Genomic DNA, 23,114 nt, shown 5'->3' on the forward strand with positions numbered 1-23,114 from the left:
CTTAGTTACAGCCCCAGTTTTTGCAGCAAGTCTTTGCCCTTTTGCAAGACGCCTTTGACATCCTCGCGCGTTAGGCTGGGCATGGCGGGATATTGGGGATTTTCCAATGCCACCACGCACGGATTGCGGCCATCTGCGCCGCGCGTATCGGCGACCAGCGGGACACGCCCCGAAGTCGGTCCAAGCCCGCCGCTTAGAAACGCGCCGATGGCCTTTTGCGCCAGGCCCTTGGGATCGGGCTCGACATAAGGCTTGGCCAAGGGGCCGCTGACATTGACCGACACGGCCAATTTGTTCAGCGCATCATTGCCGTCAAAGCGCGGAGAGACGACCAGATTGATCTTCTCATCCCCCAAACGCACCACGCCCGACCCAGCCAGCGTGACTTGCGGGGTCTTGGCCAATAGCGCCTTGATCTGCGCGTTGCCCTGCTGCAGATCGGCGCGCGCCACCAGGCAACGCAAATCTTGAGGCCCGGTAAAATTCTGTCCAGGTGCCAGGGCGGCCAGCAAACTGGACACCGCAGGTCCCGCCTCCTTGACGATCACGGTGCCTTGATCGACCACCAGGCTGATACTGCCCTGGGCCGTTTGCGCCAGTTGATGCAAGCTGACGCCGCGCCCTTGCAGGTCCATATCCAGATGCGCCATGGCGCGCACGGCAGGCGGTGTCTGGCCCAGCGCCTTGGAAAGCGCCTCAAGGTCCAGATTGTCCGACTTCAAACGCAGGCTTGCCGATGGATCGCCGCCCCCTTGTGCCGTCACGCGCCCCGTATAGGCACTGCCCGCATGGGTAAAGCTGAGAGGATCCAGGCTAATCTGCCCCCCCTGCCACCGCAGCTTGGCGCGGATATTCGACAGCTGCTGATCGCCGCTTTCCAAGCGCGCGAGATCAAAATCTAAATCGACATTGGCTGGCGCGTCACCCAGCGCAGCCAGAGGCAAGGTCGCATTGGAGAACATCCGTCCCTGATCGTCGCCACTTGGCGCGGGAGTCTTCTGCGAAGCCGCACCCCCCCCCGCCGCCACGGGAGCCATCACCACCAAAAGATCCTGAGGCCGCAGATTCTGAGAAGATAACGCGCCGCGCAGACTGGGTTTCTCGCCGCTCCAGGCTATATCCAAATCGCCTGTCAGCTTATTGCCCTTGCTGTCAATATTCAGGCCGACCAAATTCAGGGTCTGAGCCTTCAGGCTCAGTTTACCGGTTGCGGAAAGCGTGGTATCCGCGCCTACCACCGCGACCTTGGCCGAAATCGGCATGGGATCGGCCAGCGGCCCTTGCGGTATCTGCACCTCTATATCCAGCTTTCCCGTTCCCTCCACGGCCAAGATGGCCGATACCGAAGCGGCAACGCCCTCTTTTTGAATCCAATCGGCGGATTCGATCGTCACGTTGATCGGCTTCGTGCCAGGCTTGCCCTGATAGGTCACCGCGCTATCGCGCACCAAGATACGATGCAGCTGCAATTTGACCGCCTCCCCCGCAGGACCGGACGCGATTGAAGGCTTAGGCGAGGTGGCGGCCGCCGGAGCGGCGGCCAGAATCCCCGCCCCCTTACCGCCCGCCTTCAGATGGATTTGTGCGCCCGTCAGACGAATTTGGTCAATCTGCACCATGCCTTGAAACAACGGGGCAACGGCCATCCGCAACGAGATATCCTGTACGCGGATCAGGTCGTCGCCGCCTTCACCCGCCGTATTGGCGATGCGCGCATCCTGAATTTGCACGGCCAAGCCTTGATCGAAAGCCAAATGCAAAGGACCTGCCAAGGTGACCTTGCGCCCCATGGCCTGGCTGGCATATCGCGCCAATTCCTCGCGGTGGCTGTTGATATCGAAGGTCGCGACGAACAGGACAGCGCCGCCCGCCGCCAGTCCCAGAATTCCAAATGTCCACGCGATGATCTTGCCCATGATCTTGCTTCCCCTCTAACGATGTAACCGTGATGGCCCATTCTTGGCGACAAGGCAAGGTTCGGCCAGTTTTCGGGTTAGGTCAAGATTTGGCGACAGGAATGGGGCCGACCAGAATCTTATCGATGCGGCGACCATCCATATCCACGATCTCGAAGCGATGCTGATTCCATATCAGGCTCTCGCCGGTTTGCGGCACATGGCCTAGACGCGCCAGCATAAATCCCGCCAAAGTATGAAAATCCTCGTCCGGTTCGCGCAGCCCACGCAAAGATAATTGCGCCTCGATCGTCTCGATGGGTGCCAGACCCTCGACCAGCCATGTGCCATCCTCGCGGCGCACCACCATCGGCTCGTCGCCCTGGCCCGGCTCGGGCAGATCGCCGGCGATGGCCGTCAAGATATCTGTGGGCGTGACCAACCCTTCGACGCTGCCATATTCATCCACCAGCACCGCCACATGCTGGCCGGATTGGCGAAAGATATCCAGCAAACGCAAAACCGGCGTGCCGTCAGGAACGATCAAGGGTTCGCGCAAGGCGCGGCGAACCTCTAAGAGCCGGCCTGCGGCCAAATCTTGCATCAGATCGCGCGCATGAACGATGCCCAATATCTCGCGCAAATCTTGGCGTCCCACCGGCAGATGGCTGTGCGGGCTGGCCAGCAGCGCTTGACGTTGCGCTTCGGGGCTGGAATCGACATCGATCCACACCATGTCGGGGCGAGGCGTCATCAGACTTCGCGCGGTGCGATCGGTCAGACGCAACACCCCCTCTAACATCTGATGCTCGACGGGAAGGATCACGCCATGACGCGCGCCTTCGCGGATCAGGGCATGGACCTCTTCTTCCGTCACCGCCGGTCCCTTGCGCGTGCCGGTGCTCAGCAGGCGCAGGATCAACCGGCTGGGGGCCTCCAGCACCATGGCCAAGGGCGCGGCCAGGGTCACCAAAACGGTCATCGGCCAAGCGGCCCACATCGCCAGACGTTCGGGATGGGCCAGGGCGGCTTGTTTGGGGACCAGCTCGCCCAGAACCAGGGTCAGCCATGCAATTCCGCCGCCCACTAGGGCAAAGGCCAGGCCTTGGGCATGCTCGGCCACCCATGGCCACGGATAAGCGGTCAAGGCGTCGGCCACCGGCTGGGCCAGCTCGGCCGCGCCATAGGCCCCTGAAAACACGCTGATGAGGGTAATGCCCACCTGCACGGTGGACAAAAGCCGCGCCGGACGATCCATCAGGCGCAAGGCGGCACGGGCCGCAGCCACACCCGCGCCCTTGCCCGATTGGATCAATGTCTGTAAACGCACGCGCCGCGCCGAAACCAGCGCCAATTCCGCCATCGACAAAAAGCCGTTCAGCAGCGTCAAAACGAGAAGGACGGCGACCTGACCGAATTCCATGGCCTGATCACCGTCCTTATTTGAAAGCTATGTTCATCAAACGCCCCGCCCCCAGGCGGGGCAACCCATGCGTCCCGCCAACATCCGCGCGCTTAGCGCACTTCCATGCTGAGAGCGTTCGCCGTCGGCTTGCTGCCGGGATTGTGGCGGACGGCATGGCCACCGCGCATACCTATGGATCCGCGCGCGGTAGGCGATGTAAGATCGCCCTTATCAGCGAGTTCCACTACTGCTATTCTGCGCACATCGCTAAGGGCTGCAGACATTTCCTTGGCAGCCAACGGGCGGCCATTTCCAAACATCGCCGCATGAGCGCCTTGGCCTCTCAGCGCGGTCACCCGCACACCCCACGCAAACGGATCGCAGGCCGCAGGCAAATTCTCACCCAAGATTTTACGTGGCTGTTCACAGTTTGTCATGACACATGGCTCCTAGTCGTTCCATGCACCTATTTTAACACTAAAAGTTATCTTTTCGTCAACGCTTGATGATTTATTTCATCCATCATCTGGCGCTTTAGCGCCACAGTCGCGCCAGCTCATTAATAATAATGATTTAAATCAATTCGTTATATAAAATTAACTGTCAATGATACAGCCACTCAAATTCCTATCGACTCCGATGTCTTCTTTCGTGTCCTACATGTCAGATGGAGGAGAGGGCGCTGTTCGTCGCGTCCGTCTTTCCTCAACGCCCCTTGGCGGGTGCCGGTTGAGGCGGCGATGCGCCGGGCGTTTCGAAATTCAGGTGTTCGCTGCCGGCTTGGGGCTGTGGAACCTGAATTTTGTTGCTCGCGCCCATGTCACGAATAGCGCTTTGCAGCGCCGAGAGGATGGATTGATCCGTCTCCTCGGGCGAGGGCGCAGGCGGGGCGGGGGACGCCTTGGGCTGACTTGCCGCTATGGGAATGGGCGGCGCGGCCGGGGGCTTGGGCGCGGCCACCTTCACCGGGCGGCGCGCGTTACGATCGTCGCTGGTCGCGAAGCGGATATGTTCGCCTCTTGTACGCTCACCCACAAGGCGAACATATCTATTTATCGCCGTGTGCATGTTGCCGTTTTGACATTGACCAAGATCGGCCTTCAGCATCTCGAAGTATTGACGAAATACTGATAGCGCTTCAACATCTAGCCCATTATCATGCCAAGGCACGAGTGGGTCGCGTGACGCCCCGCGTAGCTCAAGAGAACGAAAGATCGGGTGGGATCAAACCATGGCAAAAGAGCTCGATGAATTTGTGTGCCAAGCCGTGTTGGCAGGGCTGTCCGAGGATAAAATCGCCGAAGCTCTGGCGGCAGCTGGATGGCCGCAGACCGCCATCAAGGAGACGATGGCAAGATACCATTTCCAGCCATCCTTCCCGCTCGCCGTGCCACGCCCCGGAACATTCTCTTCGCCGAGAATAAGCGTCTTGAATGTATTTTCCTTCGCGCTGCTCTACACGATCATCCACGCTTCTGTTAGCATACTGTTCACGATCCTTGACCGTTACCTACCCGATGGGCTTGGCCAATATGGCAGGGGATATTATTATTCGACCGACCTTGCTGCCGCGATACGCGATCAGTTTGCCATCCTCATCGTCGCCTTGCCCTCTTTCTTTGGCATCGAACGCGCGCGCCAAAAGAACGCCAAGCGGCTGCGTCAAGCCATGCCGCGCCTAAGGCTATGGCTCATCAACCTCACATCGCTTCTGGGCTGGAGCGTGCTGTTCTGCATGGCCTGTGGCACGGTATATTACTTTCTGGATGGCGAGTTGGGGGTGCGGTTCTTGCTCAAACTGGCGATACTCGCCATGATCGTCCTAGGTTCCAACCTCTATTATCGGCTTGAAGTTCGTAAAGCCGAGGAATCGGCCTGATGGGAATGGACCCGTCCAAACTGTTAAAAGGAGCGGTCGCTGTGGCACTCGCGTCCATCATTGTCTTCAGCGCAAGTGTGGTGGGATCGCCTTGGGAGCGGCGCAAGCAAATTCAGGATCAAGAAATTCGATACGGTATCGCGTTGATCGCGGAAAAACTCAATGAACACCGAGGCAGCCACCCAACCATCCCTGCGTCGCTGGAGGAACTGGGCTGCAAATCTTCTTCCGCTTGGCATAAACGAAAGACCCATCTAGGCCAAGCAGGATGCGCAACCCGAGAGATTTCATACGAAAGGCTTTCATCTGAAAGCGCGAAGATTTGCGCGACATTCCATAGGCCAGGGCCATCCGACCTTAACAAAGACACTACTGCATTGGGCTATTATGGCTACCAGTCGGATGAAGTCACCAAGACACTCGCCCCGCTCGCCGCTCACCCAGCAGGACGGTTCTGCTTTACGCTTGAGGTAGAGCCGAAACCAGAGAAAAAATAGTGTTCACGTCTCAAGCAGAACCTCGCCCACCATCTCCTTGGGCCGCTCAAGCCCGAGCAGCGCGAGGCGGGATTTGAAAGCCGCGAGGTGTTCCCGGACGATCAGAATCGCGTGTCCTTGCACTTGTTGCGGGCCATCTAGCCGACGGACGCAAAGGCCAAGAGCCGTGCGGGTGCTTATTCTAAACCGAAATGCCTTCGGCTAGGACAGGTGATGGACTCCCGCTTTCGTGTTTTATTCTTGCAGGTTATGTGGATAATGAAGGTGTCGAGAGAGGGATGAAATATCTAAAGGAGAAGGGACATGGCATCCGCTCGTTTACATGCTCGCGCATGCAGGCATCCATCACCCGCCCTTCACGCTGATGCTGAATCGCAGATTCTTCTCTGAAAAACGGATACCGCCTTTTCTCAATGCCTCTTGACGGGGGGCGATTGGAGCGCGGATGCGCCGGGCGTCTCGAAATTCAGATGCTCGCTGCCCGGCTGAGGTTGCGGCACCTGAAGCTGGCCGCCCACGCCCATGTCACGAATGGCTTTTTGCAGTGCCGAGAGGATGGATTGATCCGTCTCTTCAGGCAATGGCGCGGGTGGCGCGGGGGATGCTTTGGGCGGAGGTGCCTTCGTGGGAATAGGGGACGGCGGCGGAACCGGCTTGGCCACCTTCACCGGGCGGCGCGTGGTGGAAGACGGCAACAAAGTAGCCTGGATGTTATAGGAAGACACCGGCGGCTCGCCCGATGCCGCCGCGCTCCCTTCGCCCCAGCGGCCCGGCAACAGAATCGGACCTGGCGCAGCGTTTGTTCCTTGGGATGACTGGGCGGTGGATAGGCCCGATTCCGACTCGGCTTCTTCCGCCTCGGCGGGGGGGGCGGCGGCGCGGCGTACCCATGCGATGGGCGTTGCCACGTCCCGCACCTTTAAGGAAGGTCGGTCCGTCAATTCTCCTAACAAGGCCGCGACGCTCTGGCGCACGCTGTCGCGCACCAAATCGTCAAACCCCCAGGCCAGACAACGCCGCGCCACCACCGCGTTACGGGAAGGGGCCATCTCCTCGCGCGGCGTGACAGGGAGCGGATAGGGCGTCGCCCAGCCCAATCCGGCGGCGTCAAAAGGTTTGCCCGTGCCTTGCGGTGTGTCGTCGGTGGAAGGCTTTGACGTCATGCGCGAACGAGACTGGGCAGGCATCAAAGCGGGGCGCAGGCCCTGAACGACTGGCTCGATCACTTCTTTGGGCTGGGGCGGCGGTTCCGGCAGACCCGCTGGGGCGTCTTTGGCCGCCGCCTCGCCATGGCCAACGGATGATTCCGTATGCTCATTGGCCCAGGCCCTGCCCGTGGCCAGCCCCGTGCTGAGCACAAGGGCCAGCCAAAGCATTGCCATGATCCGGCCAAAATGTCGGTATGGGATCGGGTGCGCGGCTTTCATCACGCTTTCAGTGTACAAAGCCTTACCCTAAGAAAGGGTAACCGTTTCTTCATCATCCCCGTTTAGCAAAGGACGGATCATGACCACGCCTACCCCCCGTAATGTCCGCATCGGCTCACTTGAACTGGGCAATGATCGGCCTTTGACCCTGATCGCGGGGCCTTGCGCCCTGGAAAGCCGTGCGCATGCTCTAGAAATGGCCGAGGCCTTGACAAAATTGGCGGGGCGTTTGGGTATAGGATTGATTTATAAGACATCTTTTGACAAGGCCAATCGCACCTCATTGGGCACGGATCGGGGTCTGGGCATGGATAAGGGCCTGCCCATCCTGGCCGAATTGCGCGAGACATTCGGTTGCCCCGTCATCACCGATGTTCACGAGGCCGAGCAATGCGCTCCCACCGCCGAAGTGGTGGATGTGTTGCAAATCCCCGCTTTTTTGTGCCGTCAGACCGATCTGTTGCTGGCCGCCGGACGCACCGGAAAGGCCATCAACGTGAAAAAGGGCCAGTTTTTGGCTCCGTGGGACATGAAAAACGTGGCCGCCAAGATCGCCAGCACCGGCAATGACAACATCTTGCTGTGCGAGCGCGGCGTGACTTTTGGGTATAACCGTCTGATCAACGACATGCGCGCTTTGCCCATCATGGCCCAGACCGGCTATCCGGTGGTGTTCGACGCCACCCATTCGGTGCAAGAGCCGGGCGGTTTGGACGGGCGTTCGGGCGGTCAGCGCGAATTCGTCCCCGTTCTGGCCCGCGCCGCCGTAGCCGTGGGCGTGGCCGCCGTCTTTATGGAAACCCATCAGGATCCGGACAAAGCCCCCAGCGACGGCCCGAATATGGTGCCTTTGGCCGATATGCCGGCCTTGCTGGAAACCCTGATCGCCTTTGATCGTTTGGCCAAAACACGGCCTGTCATGGCGCAAACGGCATGAGGCCGGGGGAAGACACCGAGAATGAAGCTTGCGGCTTGGGCCTAGCAAGCTTAACCTTAGGCAAGACGGTGCGAATCGTCCTGTGGTCTGTCACGCAGGACAACAACGGGAGCTGCGTTCACGGTGAACATTGATCTGGTCGTCAATGCGCGAGGCAAGGTTTGCCTGATTCACGATGCGCCGTTCGCTGGAACGCCGCTGTGGGTCCGCTATCACACTGATATGCGCCGCATTGAAGTTCTCTTTGATAACGGCACCAGCGACACCATCGAGCATCCGGTGCCCGATGACGTGCATCCCTATCTGATGCGCATCAACAAGATCCTTATCATCCGCATTGACGGCGACGAGCCTGTCGAAGGCTATGACACCGCCTTTATCCGCAAGGACGAAAGCGATCTTGAGACCCACGCCACCGCGTGATGCGGCCTGACCTTTCGCCGAAGAAGTATCGCGCCACTGAACGAACGGACCCCACACCGCAGTAGCAGAGGCTAAGACGGCCGGAATCGCGCCACGAGTAGGCTATGCCCTATTCAGGCACCGATGCTCCCCCCACATATTCGATGGCTCCTGGCATCGCGCGTATACACTTTGAGTTTCGTATACGGTGTTTAAGCGGAAACGACGGGGGGCGGCGTCTGCTCAGAGGATTCGGCTTCGGACTCGGCATCGGGCTCTTGCGCTGGGACGGTGGCGACCGAGGCGACGGACTCGCCCTCTCCCAAACGGAAAAGGATCACGCCCTTGGCTTGTCTGCCGCATTGACGGACGGTGCTGGCCGCCAGGCGGATCACCTGGCCGCTTTGCGTGCCCAAGATCACGTCTTGGTCCTCGGTGACCGGCATGCAGGTGACCACCTCGCCCGCCTGGCCCGAACCGTCGCGGTTCAAGATGCCCTGACCGCCGCGCCGTGTGACGCGGTACTCATAGGCCGAGCTGCGGCGGCCATAGCCGCGCGCGAAGATGGTCAGCACCATTTCCTCTTGCGCGGTCAGAGCGGCCAAGCGTTCGGGCGATAGGGTGACCATCTCGGTCGGTTCGCCGTCTTCCTCGGCGGACTCGACGGAAGACGAATCCGGGATTTCCGCATCCTCCTCGCCTGGCGCGCGACGTCGCGCGATGGCGGCGCGTAAATAGGCGGCGCGTTCGGCCACGCTGGCCTCCACCGCATGCAGCACCGATAGGGTCACCACTTCGTCCCCTTCGGCCAGTCGCACGCCGCGCACGCCCACAGATGATCGTCCCGCAAACAGGCGAATCTCGCCCACAGGAAAGCGGATGCAGCGGCCAAGCCGCGTGGCCAAAAGGATATCGTCATGCTCTTGGCAGGGCTTGACGCCGATCAGGCTGTCGCCTTCCTCCAATTTCATGGCGATCAAGCCATTGGCGCGGATATTGCCAAAATCCGACAGGCGGTTGCGGCGCACCGTGCCTGCTTTCGTTGCGAACAGGACGTGCAGATTGCTCCAGGATTCTTCCTCTTCGGGGGCGGTCATCACGGCGGTGATGGTCTCGCCCTGTTGCAGGGGCAGCAGATTCACCAACGCCTTGCCCCGCGCCTGGGGCGTGGACAGTGGCAGACGATGGACCTTGAGCACATAGGCCATGCCGCGCGACGAGAAGAACAAAAGCGGCGTATGCGTACTGGCCACGAATAGATCGCTGACCCAATCTTCCTCGCGCGTGGCCATGCCGCTGCGGCCTTTGCCGCCGCGCTTTTGGGCACGATAGGCCGCCAGGGGCACACGCTTGGCATAGCCGCCATGGCTAAGGGTGACCACCATATCCTCACGCGTGATGAGGTCTTCATCGGTGAAGGCGTCGTCCTCGGCGTCTTCCAATTGCGTGCGACGGGGCGTGGCGAAACGCTGGCGGATTTCCAGCAATTCGGTGCGCAACACCTCCAACAATTTGCTGCGCGATCCCAAAATGGCCAGCAATTCGCCGATCAGGGTCGTTGTTTCGCGCAGTTCCTGTTCGATCTTGCCGCGCTCAAGGCCGGTCAAGCGGTTCAGCTTCAGGTCCAAGATGGCGCGGGCCTGGTTTTCGCTGAGGCGATAGACGCTGGTCACATGACCCTCGGGCCGCTCGTCCACCAAAGCGATCAGGGGGGATATAGCCTGCGCATCCCATGCCCGTTCCATCAAGGCGGTACGCGCCTCAGCCGGATCGCCAGAGGCGCGGATCAGGGCGATCACTTCGTCCAGATGGCTGACGGCCAAGGCCAGGCCCAGCAACACATGGGCGCGGCCGCGCGCCTCGGCCAAGTCATGCTCGGTGCGGCGCGTTAAGACCTGTTCGCGGAAACGCAAGAAGGCGACCAACACGTCTTTAAGCGACATCAGGCGCGGACGTCCGCCGTCCAAGGCCAGCATATGCACGGGGAAATTGGTTTGCAGCGGCGTTTGACGGTACAGCTGGTTCAGCACCACATCGGCCGAGGCGTCGCGCTTGAGGTCGATGACGATGCGCACGCCTTCGCGGTTGGATTCGTCGCGCAAGTCAGAGATGCCCTCGACCAATTTGGCGTTGGCGCATTCGGCGATGCGCGTCACCAGCTTTTCCTTGCTCAATTGCCAGGGAATCTCGGTGACGATGATGCTTTGGCGTCCGCCCTTACCCTCTTCGATCTCGGTGCGTCCGCGCATGACCATGCTGCCATGGCCCGTGGCAAAGGCCGCGCGGATTCCCGCCCGTCCGCGCACCAGGGCGCCGGTGGGAAAATCGGGGCCGGGAATGACGCGCATCAGCTCTTCCAGCCCCGCTTCGGGGTTGTCCAGCAGCAGACAGCAGGCGTCGATCACCTCGCCCAGATTATGGGTAGGAATATTGGTGGCCATGCCCACGGCGATGCCGCCCGCGCCATTGACCAAAAGATTGGGGAAACGCGCCGGCAGAACCAACGGCTCTTTGGTGGATTCGTCGTAATTGGGCTGGAAATCCACCGTGCTGCGGTCGATATCCTCCAACAAGGCCTCGGCCGAACGCGCCAAGCGCGCCTCGGTGTAACGCATGGCCGCCGGAGGATCGTCATCCAACGAGCCGAAATTTCCCTGGCCGTCCACCAAGGGCAAGCGCAAGGAAAAGTCCTGCGCCATGCGCACCATGGCCCCGTAAATCGCGGAGTCGCCATGGGGATGGTATTTACCCATCACGTCGCCCACGATGCGGGCGGATTTCTTATAGGGCTTGCCCGCGTCGTAGCCGCCTTCGCGCATGGCGTATAAAATGCGCCGATGCACGGGCTTTAACCCGTCGCGCACATCGGGCAAGGCGCGCGAGACGATCACACTCATGGCGTAGTCCAGATAGGACCGGCGCATCTCGGTCTCGATGGCCACCGGCTGAATATCGCCTTGGGGTCCTTGCGGCCCCTGCGGGTCTTGTGGCTTTTCTTCCGTGATCGTTTCGCTCATCGCGATTATCCCTGACTCAAGCAGTTTGTTACCTGGGAACCTAGCAGTTTGGGGCCGGTCAAACAATGCGCTTGGCAGGGAGCCACAGACGGTCCCGAGACCGGGTTTTTGTTGACGCAACTAATATAGATGCGTATCAGGATCGATCTCAACAGTGAAAGATCGATCCATTATGCCCCGTCAACGATACGCCAAGAAATACGTGACTGACCAGGGAAAGATCTGGTACGGAAGTCCCGCTGTCGCTCGTCCAAGCCCAGCGTTTATAAAAACCTTTCCCGCTCTTTACGACCTACGCGGCCAAGACACAGCCGTCGAGGGCATTATGAGCTATTTCGAGTATAGCTGCGGTCGGCGTCCTCATTTGGCTTGGACCCCAGTCGCCCAGGCCAACAAGACTAAGCTGGCAGGGGAAAGAAAAAGGACCCTACGTGACCTTGAGTCCGAATTCGCCCAGTCAGTCGAGTTCAACGGGTCAATAGGGTTTCCGCAAGATATTCTCGATATGCAAGGTGGCCATGGCGGAGATTGCCTCTACAAGGCTTTTCGCGTCTTATTTGTTGAGAATCTGATGGCGCTTTGCTCTCAAGGCGATAAAAGGGCGCGGCAGGTTGTGATCCCTATCGGTAAAATTGTGCCCGCAGTTAGCCCCCAGATCCGGATGCCCAGCGTGGATTTCACCATTACGCCGGAAATGGTTCGTAATGGCCGCGGACTATTTGGAAATGACTTTGCTATGTCGCCGGAAGAAGCCCTGCGGATGGATGGGGATAGTTTGCATGGATGCCTCAAAGGCATGCGAGCCGAGCGGGAGAAATTGGCGAGTAAGCTGATTTGGATGAGATCATGCGCATTGCCCCACGGCCATGTCTATGACAGGCGGGAGGAACCCTCAATCGCACGCCGACCTGAATATTATTCGGTCGGGAATTCCGTAGAAGGCTTGGTCTACAAACCGGCTTGATGCGATTAGCCAAACTGTCCCGCGATATAGCCGCGCGTGCGTTCGTCGCGGGGGGTGGTAAAGATATCGCGGGCGGGGCCGTATTCCACCAATTCGCCTTTGTAAAGAAACGCGGCGTGGTGGCACACGCGCCGCGCCTGATGCATGTTGTGGGTGACGATCAACACGCTGACATGCTGGGCCAGATCGCGGATCAAGGATTCGATGCGCAACGTGGCCTGAGGGTCCAGGGCCGAAGTCGGCTCGTCCAGCAGCAAGACATCGGGTTCGACCGCCAAGGCGCGGGCGATGCACAAACGCTGCTGTTGTCCGCCGGATAGCTCAAGCGCCGAATGGCGCAGGCGGTCGGATACCTCGTCCCATAATGCGGCGCGGCGCAAGGCCGCTTCGACCTTTCCGGCCAGCGAACGCCGTTCGTCGCGCAGTCGTAACCCATAGGCCACGTTGTCAAAGATGGATTGCGGAAAAGGGTTTGGCTTTTGAAACACCATGCCCACGCGCCGGCGCACAGTCAGCGGATCGGTGCCGGGCGCCAGAATGTCCAGATTATCCGGGTGCAAGAGCGCGCGCCCACCGTAACGCGCGCCCGGATGGGTGTCGTTCAGACGATTCAGGCAGCGCAATAAAGTGGACTTGCCGCAGCCCGAAGGCCTGATCAAAGCCGTCACCGCGCGTTCGGCCAGGGGAAAGCTGATATGGCTCAGCACCATCTTGTCGCCATAGGCAAATCCCAGATCGTCGATGGCGATCTTGGCTGCGGGTGCCGGCATATCCTGGGCAGCGGGCGGCTCGGGCAGCGGTAACTCGGCGGTGGCGGATAGTTCGCTCATGATCTCTTCCGACGTAAATGGGCGCGTAGGAAAATCGCGCCCGCGTTTAACAGGACCGTCACGGCCAGCAACACCAGACCCGCCGCTGCGGCGTTGGCGCGAAAGGCCTCGCCCGGGCGCGAGACCCAGTTGAACATCTGCATGGGTAGGACGGTGAAAGGCTCATGCAGCCAGGCCAAGGATAGATAAGGGGCGGCGTTTAAGATCGGCGGGCTGGGCGTAAAGCTGATAAACGCCACCGCCCCGACCAGAATAAGGGGCGCGGTTTCGCCCAAGGCGCGGGCCAGGGCCAGGATCACGCCCGTCAGGATGCCCGGCGCGGCGGCGGGCAGGATCACGCTGGTCACCGCATGGGTGGGCGACGCGCCCAGGGCCAAGGCGGCCTCGCGCAGGTCTTGATGCACGGCGCGCAAGGATTCGCGCGTGGTCAAGGTCACCATCGGCAGCACCAGAAGGGCCAGGGTCAATCCGCCGCTAAGGATGCTGCGGCCCAGATCCAATCCATTCACGAACAAAGCCAAGCCCAACAGGCCGAATACCACCGAAGGCACGCCCGCCAAGGTGGCGATCGTCACGTCCAGAATCCGTGTCAAGCCGCCTTGCGGCGCGTATTCCTCCATATACACGCCAGCCCCCACGCCCAGAGGCACGGCGACCAACATGCACACCGCCGCCAGCATCAGGCTGCCGATCCAGGCCGGCAAGATACCCGCGCGATCGGGTGCGGAGGACGGCAGATTCATCAAGAAATCCATATTCAGGCGGGGTGCTCCGGTCAGCGCCAATTGGACGATCACCGCCAGCAGAAAGCTCAGCACCACCGCGACCGAGCCAAAGCCGATCCAATCGGCCAGACGATCCCGCAGTTTTCGGCGGCGACGGTGCCGGTCGCGCGCATGGGGATGTGGATGCAAGCGCGGCATCAGACACTCCTATGGGCGCGTGTTGCCCGGCGGAGGACCTGGCCGGTGATATTGGTCAGCAAAATCAGCACGAACAAGGCCAGTCCGGCGGCAAATATCGAGCGATAGGCCATGCCGTCATGCGGCACATCGCCTTTCGCGACGCCCACGATATAGGTGGTGATGGTGGCGGCGGGCTGGGTAGGATCGAGCGTCAGATTGGGCTGTTGTCCGCCGGCCATGGCCACGATCATCGTCTCTCCCATGGCTCGGGCGAAAGCCAGCAAAAGGCCCGCGCCCACGCCGCCGATCGCGCTGGGCAATACCACCCTGCGTGCGGTTTCCCACGACGTGGCCCCAAGAGCCAGCGAAGCCGCGCGCGTATCACGCGGCACGGCCGACAAGGCGTCCTCGGACAGGGAAGCCACCAGCGGCACGATCATGATGCCGATGACGATTCCGGCGCTGAGCAGATTGAATCCGGGCAGGTCGGGCAAAAGGGTGGTCTGCAAGGCCGGCGTGACCGCCAAAAGGGCGAATTGACCAAAGATCACCGTGGGTACGCCCGCCAAGATTTCCATGACGGGCTTGATGACCTCGCGCAGGCGCGGCGGCGCGAATTCGCTGAGCCACACCGCTGCCGCGATCCCCAAAGGGGCGGCCACCAGCATGGCCAAAGCGGTGGTAATCATGGTTCCGGCCAGCAACGGCAAGATTCCATAATGCGGGAGATCGAACAAAGGGGCCCAGCGCACCCCGGTCAGGAATTCAAGGATCGGTGCTTCTTTGAAAAAATCCAAGGACTCGACGACCAGCATGGCCAGAATGCCCAACAATGCCGCCACGCCCGCCAAGGCGGCCATATGCACCAGAGCCTCGAAGAGATGTTCGGATAAGGGGCGACGGATCATGGCCATACGATCAGGAACCCATGCGGCGCGGCTTGATCATCTCATTCAGCGGACGAGACGCCGCATGACCGCCTTCATAGATTGAACCCGTCTGCCTCGATTGCATCCGCTCCCGCGCATAAGCGTAAAGGGCTTCTGGTAAAGGCATATACCCCAGTTTTTCGATCGAAAGAGGTGCCTGGTGAAGAAAGAATACGATGAAGTTGCGCACATCATGGCGTGCCGCCGCCTTGGCGTTCACATAGATGAACAAGGGCCGCGATAGGGGATAGCTGGCATCGGACGCCGCCGCGACCGAAGGCATGACGGCATGCGCGGCATCCGGGCCGATGGGCACGGCGCGCAGGCTCTTTTTATGCGCCAGGAAATAGGCGTATGGCACATAGCCCAGAGCCATGCGGTCGCCCGCGATTCCGGCCAGCAGCATGTTATAATCGTCGCTGGCGGTCACGTCGCTGCGGCTGGAACGGGCCTTGCCCATGACAACCTCGGTAAAGAAATCAAACGTCCCCGATTCCATGCCCGCTCCATAGAAATGGATCGGCTTATCCGGCCAGTCGGGGCGCATGTCGCGCCAGAACCGGATGGACGAATCCGGCGACCATAATTTTTTCAAATCGGCTAAAGACAGGCTGCCCACAAAATCATTGTTCGCGCTGACCGCCACCGTCAGGGCGTCGAAGGCCACGGGTAGCTCGATAAACTCGATGCCCGCCGCCGCGCATGCCTTGATTTCATCTTCCAGGATCGGGCGTGAGGCGTTGGCGATATCGATCTCGCCTCGGCAGAATTTCTTGAAGCCGCCGCCCGTGCCCGAAACGCCGATGACGATTCCAGGCTTGGGGGACGGATGCGATTCGCGAAAGGCCTCGGCGAGCATTTCGCTCAAGGGATAGACGGTATTCGACCCGTCCATGCGGATCATCTGGCCGTTTTGCGCCACGGCGCTGCCAACCGGTAAAAAAAGTGAAATCATGAACAAAAACAAAGGAAAGATGCGGAGTAACCGGAGCGCTGCACGACGGGTAAGTGCCGACTGATTCACAGGCCATTCTCCTGAACAAAGGCGCACTTTAAGGACGGTTGTGCTTTTAGCACAACCGCAAAGGGCAGGCAAAGGCTTGTGGCCCGGGCCGCGCAACAAGGCCCTTGCATCGGCGTGCAATCGCCTTATCCTAGACGCGTGCGGTGAGGGAGTGATTCCCGGACCGTGATCGGTGCAGCTATATCGGGACCTTTCTCCATGCCGTTTCTTGCGCGCCTTGCTTCCCTATTTGCCCTTGTCCTTTTGGTCACGGCATGCGAAACCCCGGGCTATCCGACGCAGTTCTGGCGTCCGATCAGCGAGCCGAACATCCAGTTGATCCTGGAAAAGCAGCAGGAAAAGCTGAATTTCGATCTCAGCCAGTGCGTCTGCGGCATCTTTCCGCGCAATATCCCGCGCCAAAACTTGATTCAATACATGCCTGACCAGCAGCGTCTGGCCGAAACCTCACATTTGGCCCCCACGCAAGGCGATGGTTGGTTGTGGTCCGGTGAAGGCTGGCTGACCACGCCTGCTACTTGCGAGATGCGTCCGTCTTGGATCGTCTCGGAATGCATGCGTGGCCGTGGTTGGGAAACCACCGAGTGCAGTGGTCGGATTCCCGTGGGTGCCAAGGGGGCCTCGGTCTGCTCCAACTGGATGCTGACCTCACCTGATGCCGCCGCTTCTGGGGCCGCGCGGCGTTGACCGCGCGGGCCGATGCCTGCGTCATGCGTAAGCGGTCGGTTCGTCTGGATGGTCATGCCACCAGCGTGGCTTTGGAGAATGTGTTCTGGAATGCTTTGGATGATCTGGCCCGCCGCCGTGGCTGTTCCACATCGGCACTCATCGCTCAGATCGACCGCGCACGCACGGCCCCGCTGGCCAGCACGTTGCGCGTGATGATCTTGTCCGAAGCTTTGCACGGCGCTCAAGAAGGAGGGCTTGCCTCATGAATGACATGGCCCCTCCCCCCGCCTCCCGTTCGCGCTTGGCTCAGGCCGGGATATCCCGCTTGTTGCCGGTACCAAATTGGCTGTTGATAGTGCCGGGCGTTTTGTTGCTGCCGCTGGCTTTTTTTGTCTTTTTGGCTCTGCCGCAGGGCGAGGATTTTTGCTTTTATGTCGCGGCGCATGTGCGTGCGCTGCCCCAGGTTCTGGCGCTGCAATATGATCATGTCGGGGCGCGCTTTGCGTCGATGACCTTGGCCCTTATTCCCGATTTGTTGGGACGGGCCATCAAGGTGCCGGTGTCATATCTGTATATCCTTATGTTGCTGGCATGCTTGTCGGCCTTGGCCGGCGCGGCCTGGGTGCTGGCCGATCGCCTGATGCCGCGCATCGCCCTGCGCACGCGGGTATTCCTGACTTTGATGTTGCTGGCGGTGCTGGCCGGTCATGCGCCATCGGTGCGCGGCCTGTTATTTTGGTTGCCGGGCGTGGTCAGCTTTACCTTGCCGGGATTGGCATTGGCGTTGTTCATGGCCACGCTGTATCGCTCTTTGGCCGATCATCGGTGGATCGAGCCGCCCACGGCTTGGGGCCTGGCGGCTCTGTTGGCTGTGGCAGGATTATGCAACGAATCCGCAGGCTTCATGATAGCAGCGCTGGCTGGAATATCTTTTTTCGTGCGTCGCTATTTGCGATTGGACGATCAGCCTTTGATGCATCTGGGTTTTGTGGCTTTGGGCCTGGCTTGCGCTTTGGTCATCGGGCTGGCTCCCGGGACATGGGATCGGTCCGAGGCGACTCGCGCCGTGTCGTCTCTGCTGTGGGGCGGTGCGGATCATGAGGGTATCGGGTGGCGCGCCGCCGCCCGTTGGCTGGGCGTGCTGGGTTGGTTGGGCATGCTGATGGTCCTGGTGGTGCAATTCCCACCTCCGCAGCGACAGCCCGATCCGCGCCATATCGGGGGGCTTGCCGGTTTCGGCTTGGCCGTTACCCTTGTCAGTATGATCGTGACATGGATCGCCGCGCATTGGGGCTTGGGGCATTGGAACCAGCATCATGTGTTGAGCATCGTCGCGCTGAGCCTGCCCGCCGTGCTGTTGGCGCGTTATTACGGACATTTATTGATGGAGCAACTGGCCGTTTGGCGTGTGCCGGCCCCGGCTGTGTTGATCGTGAGTTTGGTGCTGGTTCTGGCCTCGCCCGGTATCCTGGGCGCGATCGTCCAAATGCCGGACGCATGGACCTTCCAGCGTGAAAGCCGCGCCCGTTTTCAAGAGCTTGCCAAAGACCCCGGATCGATTGCCTATCTGCCCATGCTGAGCGTGCAGCCAGGATTGCTGTTCGATAGCGATTTGTCCACCAGCGGCAGAGTCGCCCCGAATGACTGCATGGCCACGCTTTTTGGTAAGCGCGCGGTGATTGGTCAAGAGCCGTGAGCGCCGAAAGAACCGGCTTGTGACGCTTGGTATGCATCCGCTACGCGCATTGACGGCCAAATACGGGGCCAATATCGCCTCTGGCTTTTGGCTCAGCGGCAATGCCCTGTCGGCGTCGATGGTCGGTTGGGGCGGCACTTGGGCCGAGTCCTCGGGCGGGGGCATCATGCTGGCCGCAACGGGTTTTTCCCTGCTGTGCGGTCATATGCGGTTTGGTTTTCCCATTTCGGTTAGCCTGGCTTGGCTGGGGCTGAGCGTGATTCAATCTTCGCAACTGATGGCCTTTGTTCCCTTGACCTGGCTGGGTTGGACGATGACGGCTCTGGCCACCTTGCCCGCCGCGACCGAGCCTTTGACCTCGCCTTGGGCCAAAACCCGCCACGGCAAGTCATGCTTTCTGCGCCTTCTGGCCAATCCCAGGCCGTTTTATGGGATCGTCAGCGGGGCCGGCCTTTTGCCTTTGATCGTGACCGACGCGGTGAACGGTCGATACCGCATGCTGCCGGTTTACGCCTTGCTGGTCATGGGCAGTTTAACCTCCATGCTCTCGATCCCGCCCCAAAAAAAGCCTGTGACGCGCTTGGCGGCTTCATAAGATTTGATCGGTTGGCGCAGGGCTTCCAAGTGATGTAGTCTGCCGATCATGGACATCATCCCATCTCCCGTCGTTCCCATCATTCCCGGCACATTGACGCCGGACGAGGGGGTGCGTCGCCTGGGCGAGGCCGTGGCGGGCGAGGGGTTTTTGCTGACAAAGCTGGATGAGCTGTTGGCCTGGGCGCGTACCGGCTCGATGTGGCCGATGACTTTCGGTTTGGCCTGCTGCGGGGTCGAGATGATCCACGCCTATATGAGCCGCTATGACCTGGATCGCTTTGGCATGTTCCCGCGTCCTTCGCCGCGCCAATCCGATGTCATGATCGTGGCGGGCACTTTGACCAACAAAATGGCCCCTGCCTTGCGCCGCGTCTATGACCAGATGGCCGAGCCGCGCTATGTGATTTCCATGGGTTCCTGCGCCAATGGCGGCGGTTATTATCATTATTCTTATTCGGTCGTGCGCGGTTGCGACCGCATCGTGCCCGTGGATGTCTATGTCCCCGGTTGTCCGCCCACGGCCGAGGCGCTGATTTACGGCATCTTGCATCTGCACCGAAAAATCCGTCGCACCGCCAGCGGTCGATAATCGCTTCCTGTCTCCACAACTCAGGGGGGAGAGGCCCGATCTTTTAGGGCAGATGTTTGTGGCTTAACCAAGGGCAATTCTTGATTAATTTGATAGGCCTCTCATCGTGTTTCAGAGCGTGTTTTGACGAGAGGCGAAGACGGGGGCATGCGTGCTAACGTATTTTGCTGCAATGCAAAATTGATGAATGTTTAGACTTGTTTAATCATTTCGTGGAAGATTAAATATCGCGCGTCCGAGCAAGAGTTTTTTCAGCGCGACCGGATAGAACCGGCCCGGTGATAGAAACAATCCGACGAAGAAAAATAAACGGGGGGAGAAGCATCATGAGCACACCGGCAGCAGTATTGGCATCTGGATCATCCCCTCAACCTCGCGCCGCCCTTGCCGCCAATCGAAGCCCGTTCGTGGGATCCGTCTGGCAGGACGAGATCAATGTGCGAGATTTTATTCAATCGAATGTGAAGCCGTATAGCGGCGATGAATCTTTCCTGGCTCCCGTCACCGATCGCACCGCCAAGCTGTGGGACAAAGTTTTGGATCTGGTGAGGGCCGAGATCGCCAAGGGCGGCACGTTGGATATGGACACGGATGTGGTTTCGTCCATCGTCTCTCACACGCCGGGCTATATCGATGCGGGACTTGAAAAGATCGTGGGGCTGCAGACTGAAGCGCCGCTCAAGCGCGCCTTGATGCCCTATGGCGGCATCCGCATGGCGCAAGATTCCCTCAAGGCCTATGGCTATGAAATCTCGCCGCGAGTCACCGAGATCTTCACCAAATACCGCAAGACCCACAACCAGGGTGTCTTTGACGCCTATACCGACGATATTCGCAAGGCGCGTGGTTCGGGCATCATCACCGGGCTTCCCGACGCCTATGGTCGTGGCCGTATCATCGGCGATTATCGCCGCGTGGCGCTGTACGGCACGGCGCGGTTGATCCGCGACAAGCAGGAACAGCATGCCTCTTTGGCCAAGCCCATCAACGACTACAGCATCCGCCTGCGCGAAGAAATCTCCGAGCAGATCCGCGCGTTGAAAGAGCTGGAGCAGATGGCGTCCGGTTATGGCTTTGACGTTTCTCGTCCCGCCGCGAATGCGCGTGAGGCCGTGCAGTGGCTGTATATGGCCTATTTGGCTGCGGTGAAGGAGCAAAACGGCGCGGCCATGTCGCTGGGCCGTGTGTCAACCTTCCTGGATATCTACTTTGAGCGCGATTTGGCCGATGGCACGTTGTCCGAGTCTGACGCGCAAGAGATCATCGATCACTTCGTGATGAAGCTGCGCATGGTGCGCTTTGCCCGCACGCCTGAATATAACGAATTGTTCTCGGGCGATCCCACATGGGTGACCGAGTCGATCGGCGGCGTGGGCGAAGACGGACGGTCCTTGGTCACCAAGACCAGCTATCGCTTTATGCACACCCTGACCAATATGGGCCCCGCGCCCGAGCCGAATCTGACCGTGCTGTGGTCCGAGGCTCTGCCCCCCGCCTTTAAGCGTTATTGCGCCAAGATGTCGCTGGCCACCAGCGCCATCCAGTACGAGAACGACGATCTGATGCGTCCTTATTGGGGCGATGATTACGGCATCGCTTGCTGCGTATCGGCGATGCGTATCGGCAAGCAGATGCAGTTCTTCGGCGCGCGCGCGAATTTGGCCAAGACGCTGCTTTACGCCTTGAACGGCGGGCGCGACGAGGTCAGCGGCGAGCAGGTGGCTCCCGTCTCCGAGGCCTTTGGCGGCGAGGTGCTGACTTATGACGACGTCATGAGGCGCCTGGACAAGATGATGGATTGGTTGGCCGACACCTATATGGACGCGCTGAACATCATCCACACCATGCATGATAAATATTGTTATGAGCGGCTTGAAATGGCCCTGCATGACCGCGATATTCTGCGCACCATGGCCTGCGGCATCGCGGGCATCTCGGTCACGGCGGATTCGCTCAGCGCCATCAAGCATGCCAAGGTCAAAGTGGTGCGCGACGAGCGCGGTCTGATCACCGATTTCGTCACCGAGGGCGGCTTCCCCTGTTACGGCAACAACGACGACCGCGTGGACGGCATCGCCGTGGCTCTGGTGGAAAGCTTTATGGACAAGCTGCGCCAGCGGCCCACATATCGCGACGCCGTTCCGACGCAATCGGTGCTGACCATCACCTCGAACGTCGTCTATGGCAAGAAGACCGGCAACACGCCCGATGGCCGCAAGGCGGGCGTGCCCTTCGCTCCGGGAGCGAACCCCATGCATGGCCGCGACAAGAAGGGTGCCTTGGCCTCGCTGGCCTCGGTGGCCAAGCTGCCTTATCAGCATTCGCAAGACGGCATCTCGAACACCTTCTCGGTGGTGCCGGGCGCTTTGGGCAAGACCGAGCGCGAGCGGGTCAGCAATCTGGTGGGAATGTTGGACAGCTATTTTGGCCGCAAGGCGCATCACCTGAACGTGAATACGCTGGACCGCGCCATGCTGCTGGACGCCATGGAGCATCCCGAAAACTATCCGCAACTGACCGTGCGGGTGTCGGGCTATGCTGTGCCCTTCATCAAGCTGACGCGCGAACAACAACAAGACGTGGTCAGCCGCACCTTCCACGAGTGTCTATGACGTGTCCACCATCGGATCGCCCGACTCCTCTCCCTCACCGCTGCCGATACTTGCGGCAGAGTGGGAAAAGGGTTTGGTCGTGGCCGAAGGCGCGCAAGGATACATCCACTCGGTAGAAACCGCCGGGGCCGTCGATGGGCCAGGGCTGCGCTTTGTGGTCTTTACCACAGGCTGCCCGTTACAATGCGCCTATTGCCATAACCCCGACTCGCGGCACATGAAGAATGGCTATATGGCGACGACGGCCGAGCTGCTGACCGAAATCGCCCAATACCGTGATTTCCTAACCAGCACCAATGGGGGCGTCACCATCAGCGGCGGCGAGCCTTTATGCCAGCCGCATTTCGTGCGCGCTTTGCTCGGTGGGTGCAAGGCTATGGGTCTGCATACCGCCATTGACACGTCCGGTTATCTGGGCGAGGCCGCCGATGACACGCTGCTGGATATGGCTGATCTGGTGCTTTTATGCGTTAAATCCTTTGATCCGCAAGCTCATGTGGATATCACCGGCGCGCCTTTGCATCCGACCTTGACCTTTGCCCAGCGCTTGGCGCGGCGGGGCCAGGATGTCTGGCTGCGCTATGTGCTGGTGCCGGGTTTGACGGATAACTGGGGCGCGATTGAGGGTTTGGCCGGCTACGCCGCCAAGCTTGGCAATATTCGCCGTGTCGAGATTCTGCCCTTTCATAAAATGGGCGAGTACAAATACGAGGAATTGGGTTTGCCCTATCGGCTCAAGGCCACGCCGCCGCCGCCGCCCGAAGATATCGCCCGCGCGCGCTCCATCTTTGCCCAGTATGGGTTGGACGCTGTTTGAAACTGTGATATACGTCTATCGAG

22 protein-coding genes are annotated in these 23,114 nt (G+C 60.1%); 12 read left to right on the forward strand and 10 right to left on the reverse strand.

The genetic code is table 11. The features are described from left to right. Positions 1-5 precede the first annotated feature (5 nt). The 4 genes from IPI58_07060 to IPI58_07075 all read right to left on the reverse strand — a co-directional run bounded on the left by IPI58_07060 (position 6) and on the right by IPI58_07075 (position 4,470). Complete coding sequence (locus IPI58_07060) at positions 6-1,916, reverse strand: AsmA family protein (protein QQR68601.1); 1,911 nt, start codon at positions 1,914-1,916, stop codon at positions 6-8. 82 nt (positions 1,917-1,998) lie between these two features. Beyond that, positions 1,999-3,318 (reverse strand): HlyC/CorC family transporter, encoded by a 1,320-nt coding sequence (locus tag IPI58_07065; GenBank protein ID QQR68602.1) that lies wholly within the window; start codon positions 3,316-3,318, stop codon positions 1,999-2,001. A gap of 92 nt (positions 3,319-3,410) precedes the next feature. After that, a complete protein-coding gene (locus IPI58_07070) occupies positions 3,411-3,737 on the reverse strand; it encodes a hypothetical protein (protein ID QQR68603.1) in 327 nt (108 codons plus the stop codon). 268 nt (positions 3,738-4,005) lie between these two features. After that, positions 4,006-4,470 (reverse strand): hypothetical protein, encoded by a 465-nt coding sequence (locus tag IPI58_07075; GenBank protein QQR68604.1) that lies wholly within the window; start codon positions 4,468-4,470, stop codon positions 4,006-4,008. A 97-nt stretch (positions 4,471-4,567) separates the two neighbouring features. On the opposite strand from IPI58_07075, the gene IPI58_07080 reads away from it, so the two are divergent. Together IPI58_07080 and IPI58_07085 are read left to right on the forward strand one after the other, a co-directional pair. Then, the gene (locus IPI58_07080; GenBank protein QQR68605.1) at positions 4,568-5,179 is read left to right on the forward strand and encodes a hypothetical protein; all 612 of its coding nucleotides are present in this window, start codon (positions 4,568-4,570) and stop codon (positions 5,177-5,179) included. Next, positions 5,179-5,676: a hypothetical protein gene (locus IPI58_07085; GenBank protein ID QQR68606.1), complete on the forward strand. Its 498-nt coding sequence runs from the start codon at positions 5,179-5,181 to the stop codon at positions 5,674-5,676. Before IPI58_07080 ends, IPI58_07085 begins: the two co-directional genes overlap by 1 nt. A gap of 410 nt (positions 5,677-6,086) precedes the next feature. On the opposite strand, the gene IPI58_07090 is transcribed toward IPI58_07085, so the two are convergent. Then, positions 6,087-7,058, reverse strand: coding sequence for a hypothetical protein (locus IPI58_07090; GenBank protein ID QQR68607.1), 972 nt, complete (start codon positions 7,056-7,058; stop codon positions 6,087-6,089). A gap of 124 nt (positions 7,059-7,182) precedes the next feature. On the opposite strand from IPI58_07090, the gene kdsA reads away from it, so the two are divergent. Together kdsA and IPI58_07100 are read left to right on the forward strand one after the other, a co-directional pair. Then, positions 7,183-8,040 (forward strand): 3-deoxy-8-phosphooctulonate synthase, encoded by an 858-nt coding sequence (gene kdsA, locus IPI58_07095; protein QQR68608.1) that lies wholly within the window; start codon positions 7,183-7,185, stop codon positions 8,038-8,040. Positions 8,041-8,163: 123 nt separating this feature from the next. After that, on the forward strand, positions 8,164-8,463 hold the full coding sequence (locus IPI58_07100; protein ID QQR68609.1) for a hypothetical protein: 300 nt from the start codon (positions 8,164-8,166) through the stop codon (positions 8,461-8,463). 191 nt (positions 8,464-8,654) lie between these two features. Here the strand turns inward: IPI58_07100 and gyrA are convergent, their stop codons facing one another. Beyond that, the gene (gene gyrA, locus IPI58_07105; protein QQR68610.1) at positions 8,655-11,459 is read right to left on the reverse strand and encodes a DNA gyrase subunit A; all 2,805 of its coding nucleotides are present in this window, start codon (positions 11,457-11,459) and stop codon (positions 8,655-8,657) included. 325 nt (positions 11,460-11,784) lie between these two features. Here gyrA and IPI58_07110 point away from each other — a divergent pair, with 325 nt between their 5' ends. Next, a complete protein-coding gene (locus IPI58_07110) occupies positions 11,785-12,423 on the forward strand; it encodes a hypothetical protein (protein QQR68611.1) in 639 nt (212 codons plus the stop codon). A 5-nt stretch (positions 12,424-12,428) separates the two neighbouring features. Here IPI58_07110 and IPI58_07115 read toward each other — a convergent pair whose 3' ends face one another. From IPI58_07115 to IPI58_07130, 4 genes are read right to left on the reverse strand one after another with little or no spacing between them, the layout of a single operon-like run. Next, positions 12,429-13,193: a phosphate ABC transporter ATP-binding protein gene (locus IPI58_07115; GenBank protein ID QQR70071.1), complete on the reverse strand. Its 765-nt coding sequence runs from the start codon at positions 13,191-13,193 to the stop codon at positions 12,429-12,431. Between the two features lie 56 nt (positions 13,194-13,249). Continuing rightward, positions 13,250-14,176: a phosphate ABC transporter permease PstA gene (gene pstA / locus IPI58_07120; protein QQR68612.1), complete on the reverse strand. Its 927-nt coding sequence runs from the start codon at positions 14,174-14,176 to the stop codon at positions 13,250-13,252. After that, positions 14,176-15,072, reverse strand: coding sequence for a phosphate ABC transporter permease subunit PstC (pstC, locus tag IPI58_07125; protein QQR68613.1), 897 nt, complete (start codon positions 15,070-15,072; stop codon positions 14,176-14,178). The genes pstA and pstC overlap by 1 nt, the downstream gene beginning before the upstream one ends. A gap of 4 nt (positions 15,073-15,076) precedes the next feature. Next, entirely contained in the window at positions 15,077-16,042 is a 966-nt protein-coding gene (locus IPI58_07130) for a PstS family phosphate ABC transporter substrate-binding protein (GenBank protein QQR68614.1), read from the reverse strand. A gap of 267 nt (positions 16,043-16,309) precedes the next feature. On the opposite strand from IPI58_07130, the gene IPI58_07135 reads away from it, so the two are divergent. The 7 genes from IPI58_07135 (at position 16,310) to pflA (ending at position 23,091) form a co-directional block, all read left to right on the forward strand. Next, on the forward strand, positions 16,310-16,798 hold the full coding sequence (locus IPI58_07135; protein QQR68615.1) for a hypothetical protein: 489 nt from the start codon (positions 16,310-16,312) through the stop codon (positions 16,796-16,798). A 23-nt stretch (positions 16,799-16,821) separates the two neighbouring features. Then, positions 16,822-17,046 (forward strand): ribbon-helix-helix domain-containing protein, encoded by a 225-nt coding sequence (locus IPI58_07140; GenBank protein QQR70072.1) that lies wholly within the window; start codon positions 16,822-16,824, stop codon positions 17,044-17,046. Next, positions 17,043-18,476, forward strand: a complete 1,434-nt coding sequence (locus IPI58_07145) for a hypothetical protein (protein QQR68616.1) — start codon at positions 17,043-17,045, stop codon at positions 18,474-18,476. The genes IPI58_07140 and IPI58_07145 overlap by 4 nt, the downstream gene beginning before the upstream one ends. Before the next feature lie 19 nt (positions 18,477-18,495). Next, positions 18,496-19,071 (forward strand): hypothetical protein, encoded by a 576-nt coding sequence (locus tag IPI58_07150; GenBank protein ID QQR68617.1) that lies wholly within the window; start codon positions 18,496-18,498, stop codon positions 19,069-19,071. Positions 19,072-19,119: 48 nt separating this feature from the next. Continuing rightward, positions 19,120-19,662: an NADH-quinone oxidoreductase subunit B gene (locus IPI58_07155; protein QQR68618.1), complete on the forward strand. Its 543-nt coding sequence runs from the start codon at positions 19,120-19,122 to the stop codon at positions 19,660-19,662. A gap of 326 nt (positions 19,663-19,988) precedes the next feature. Beyond that, complete coding sequence (pflB, locus tag IPI58_07160; GenBank protein QQR68619.1) at positions 19,989-22,274, forward strand: formate C-acetyltransferase; 2,286 nt, start codon at positions 19,989-19,991, stop codon at positions 22,272-22,274. Positions 22,275-22,347: 73 nt separating this feature from the next. Next, positions 22,348-23,091: a pyruvate formate lyase-activating protein gene (gene pflA, locus IPI58_07165; GenBank protein QQR70073.1), complete on the forward strand. Its 744-nt coding sequence runs from the start codon at positions 22,348-22,350 to the stop codon at positions 23,089-23,091. Positions 23,092-23,114: the final 23 nt, after the last annotated feature.

This window comes from Alphaproteobacteria bacterium (assembly GCA_016699305.1).
In the GTDB taxonomy this organism is placed as follows: domain Bacteria; phylum Pseudomonadota; class Alphaproteobacteria.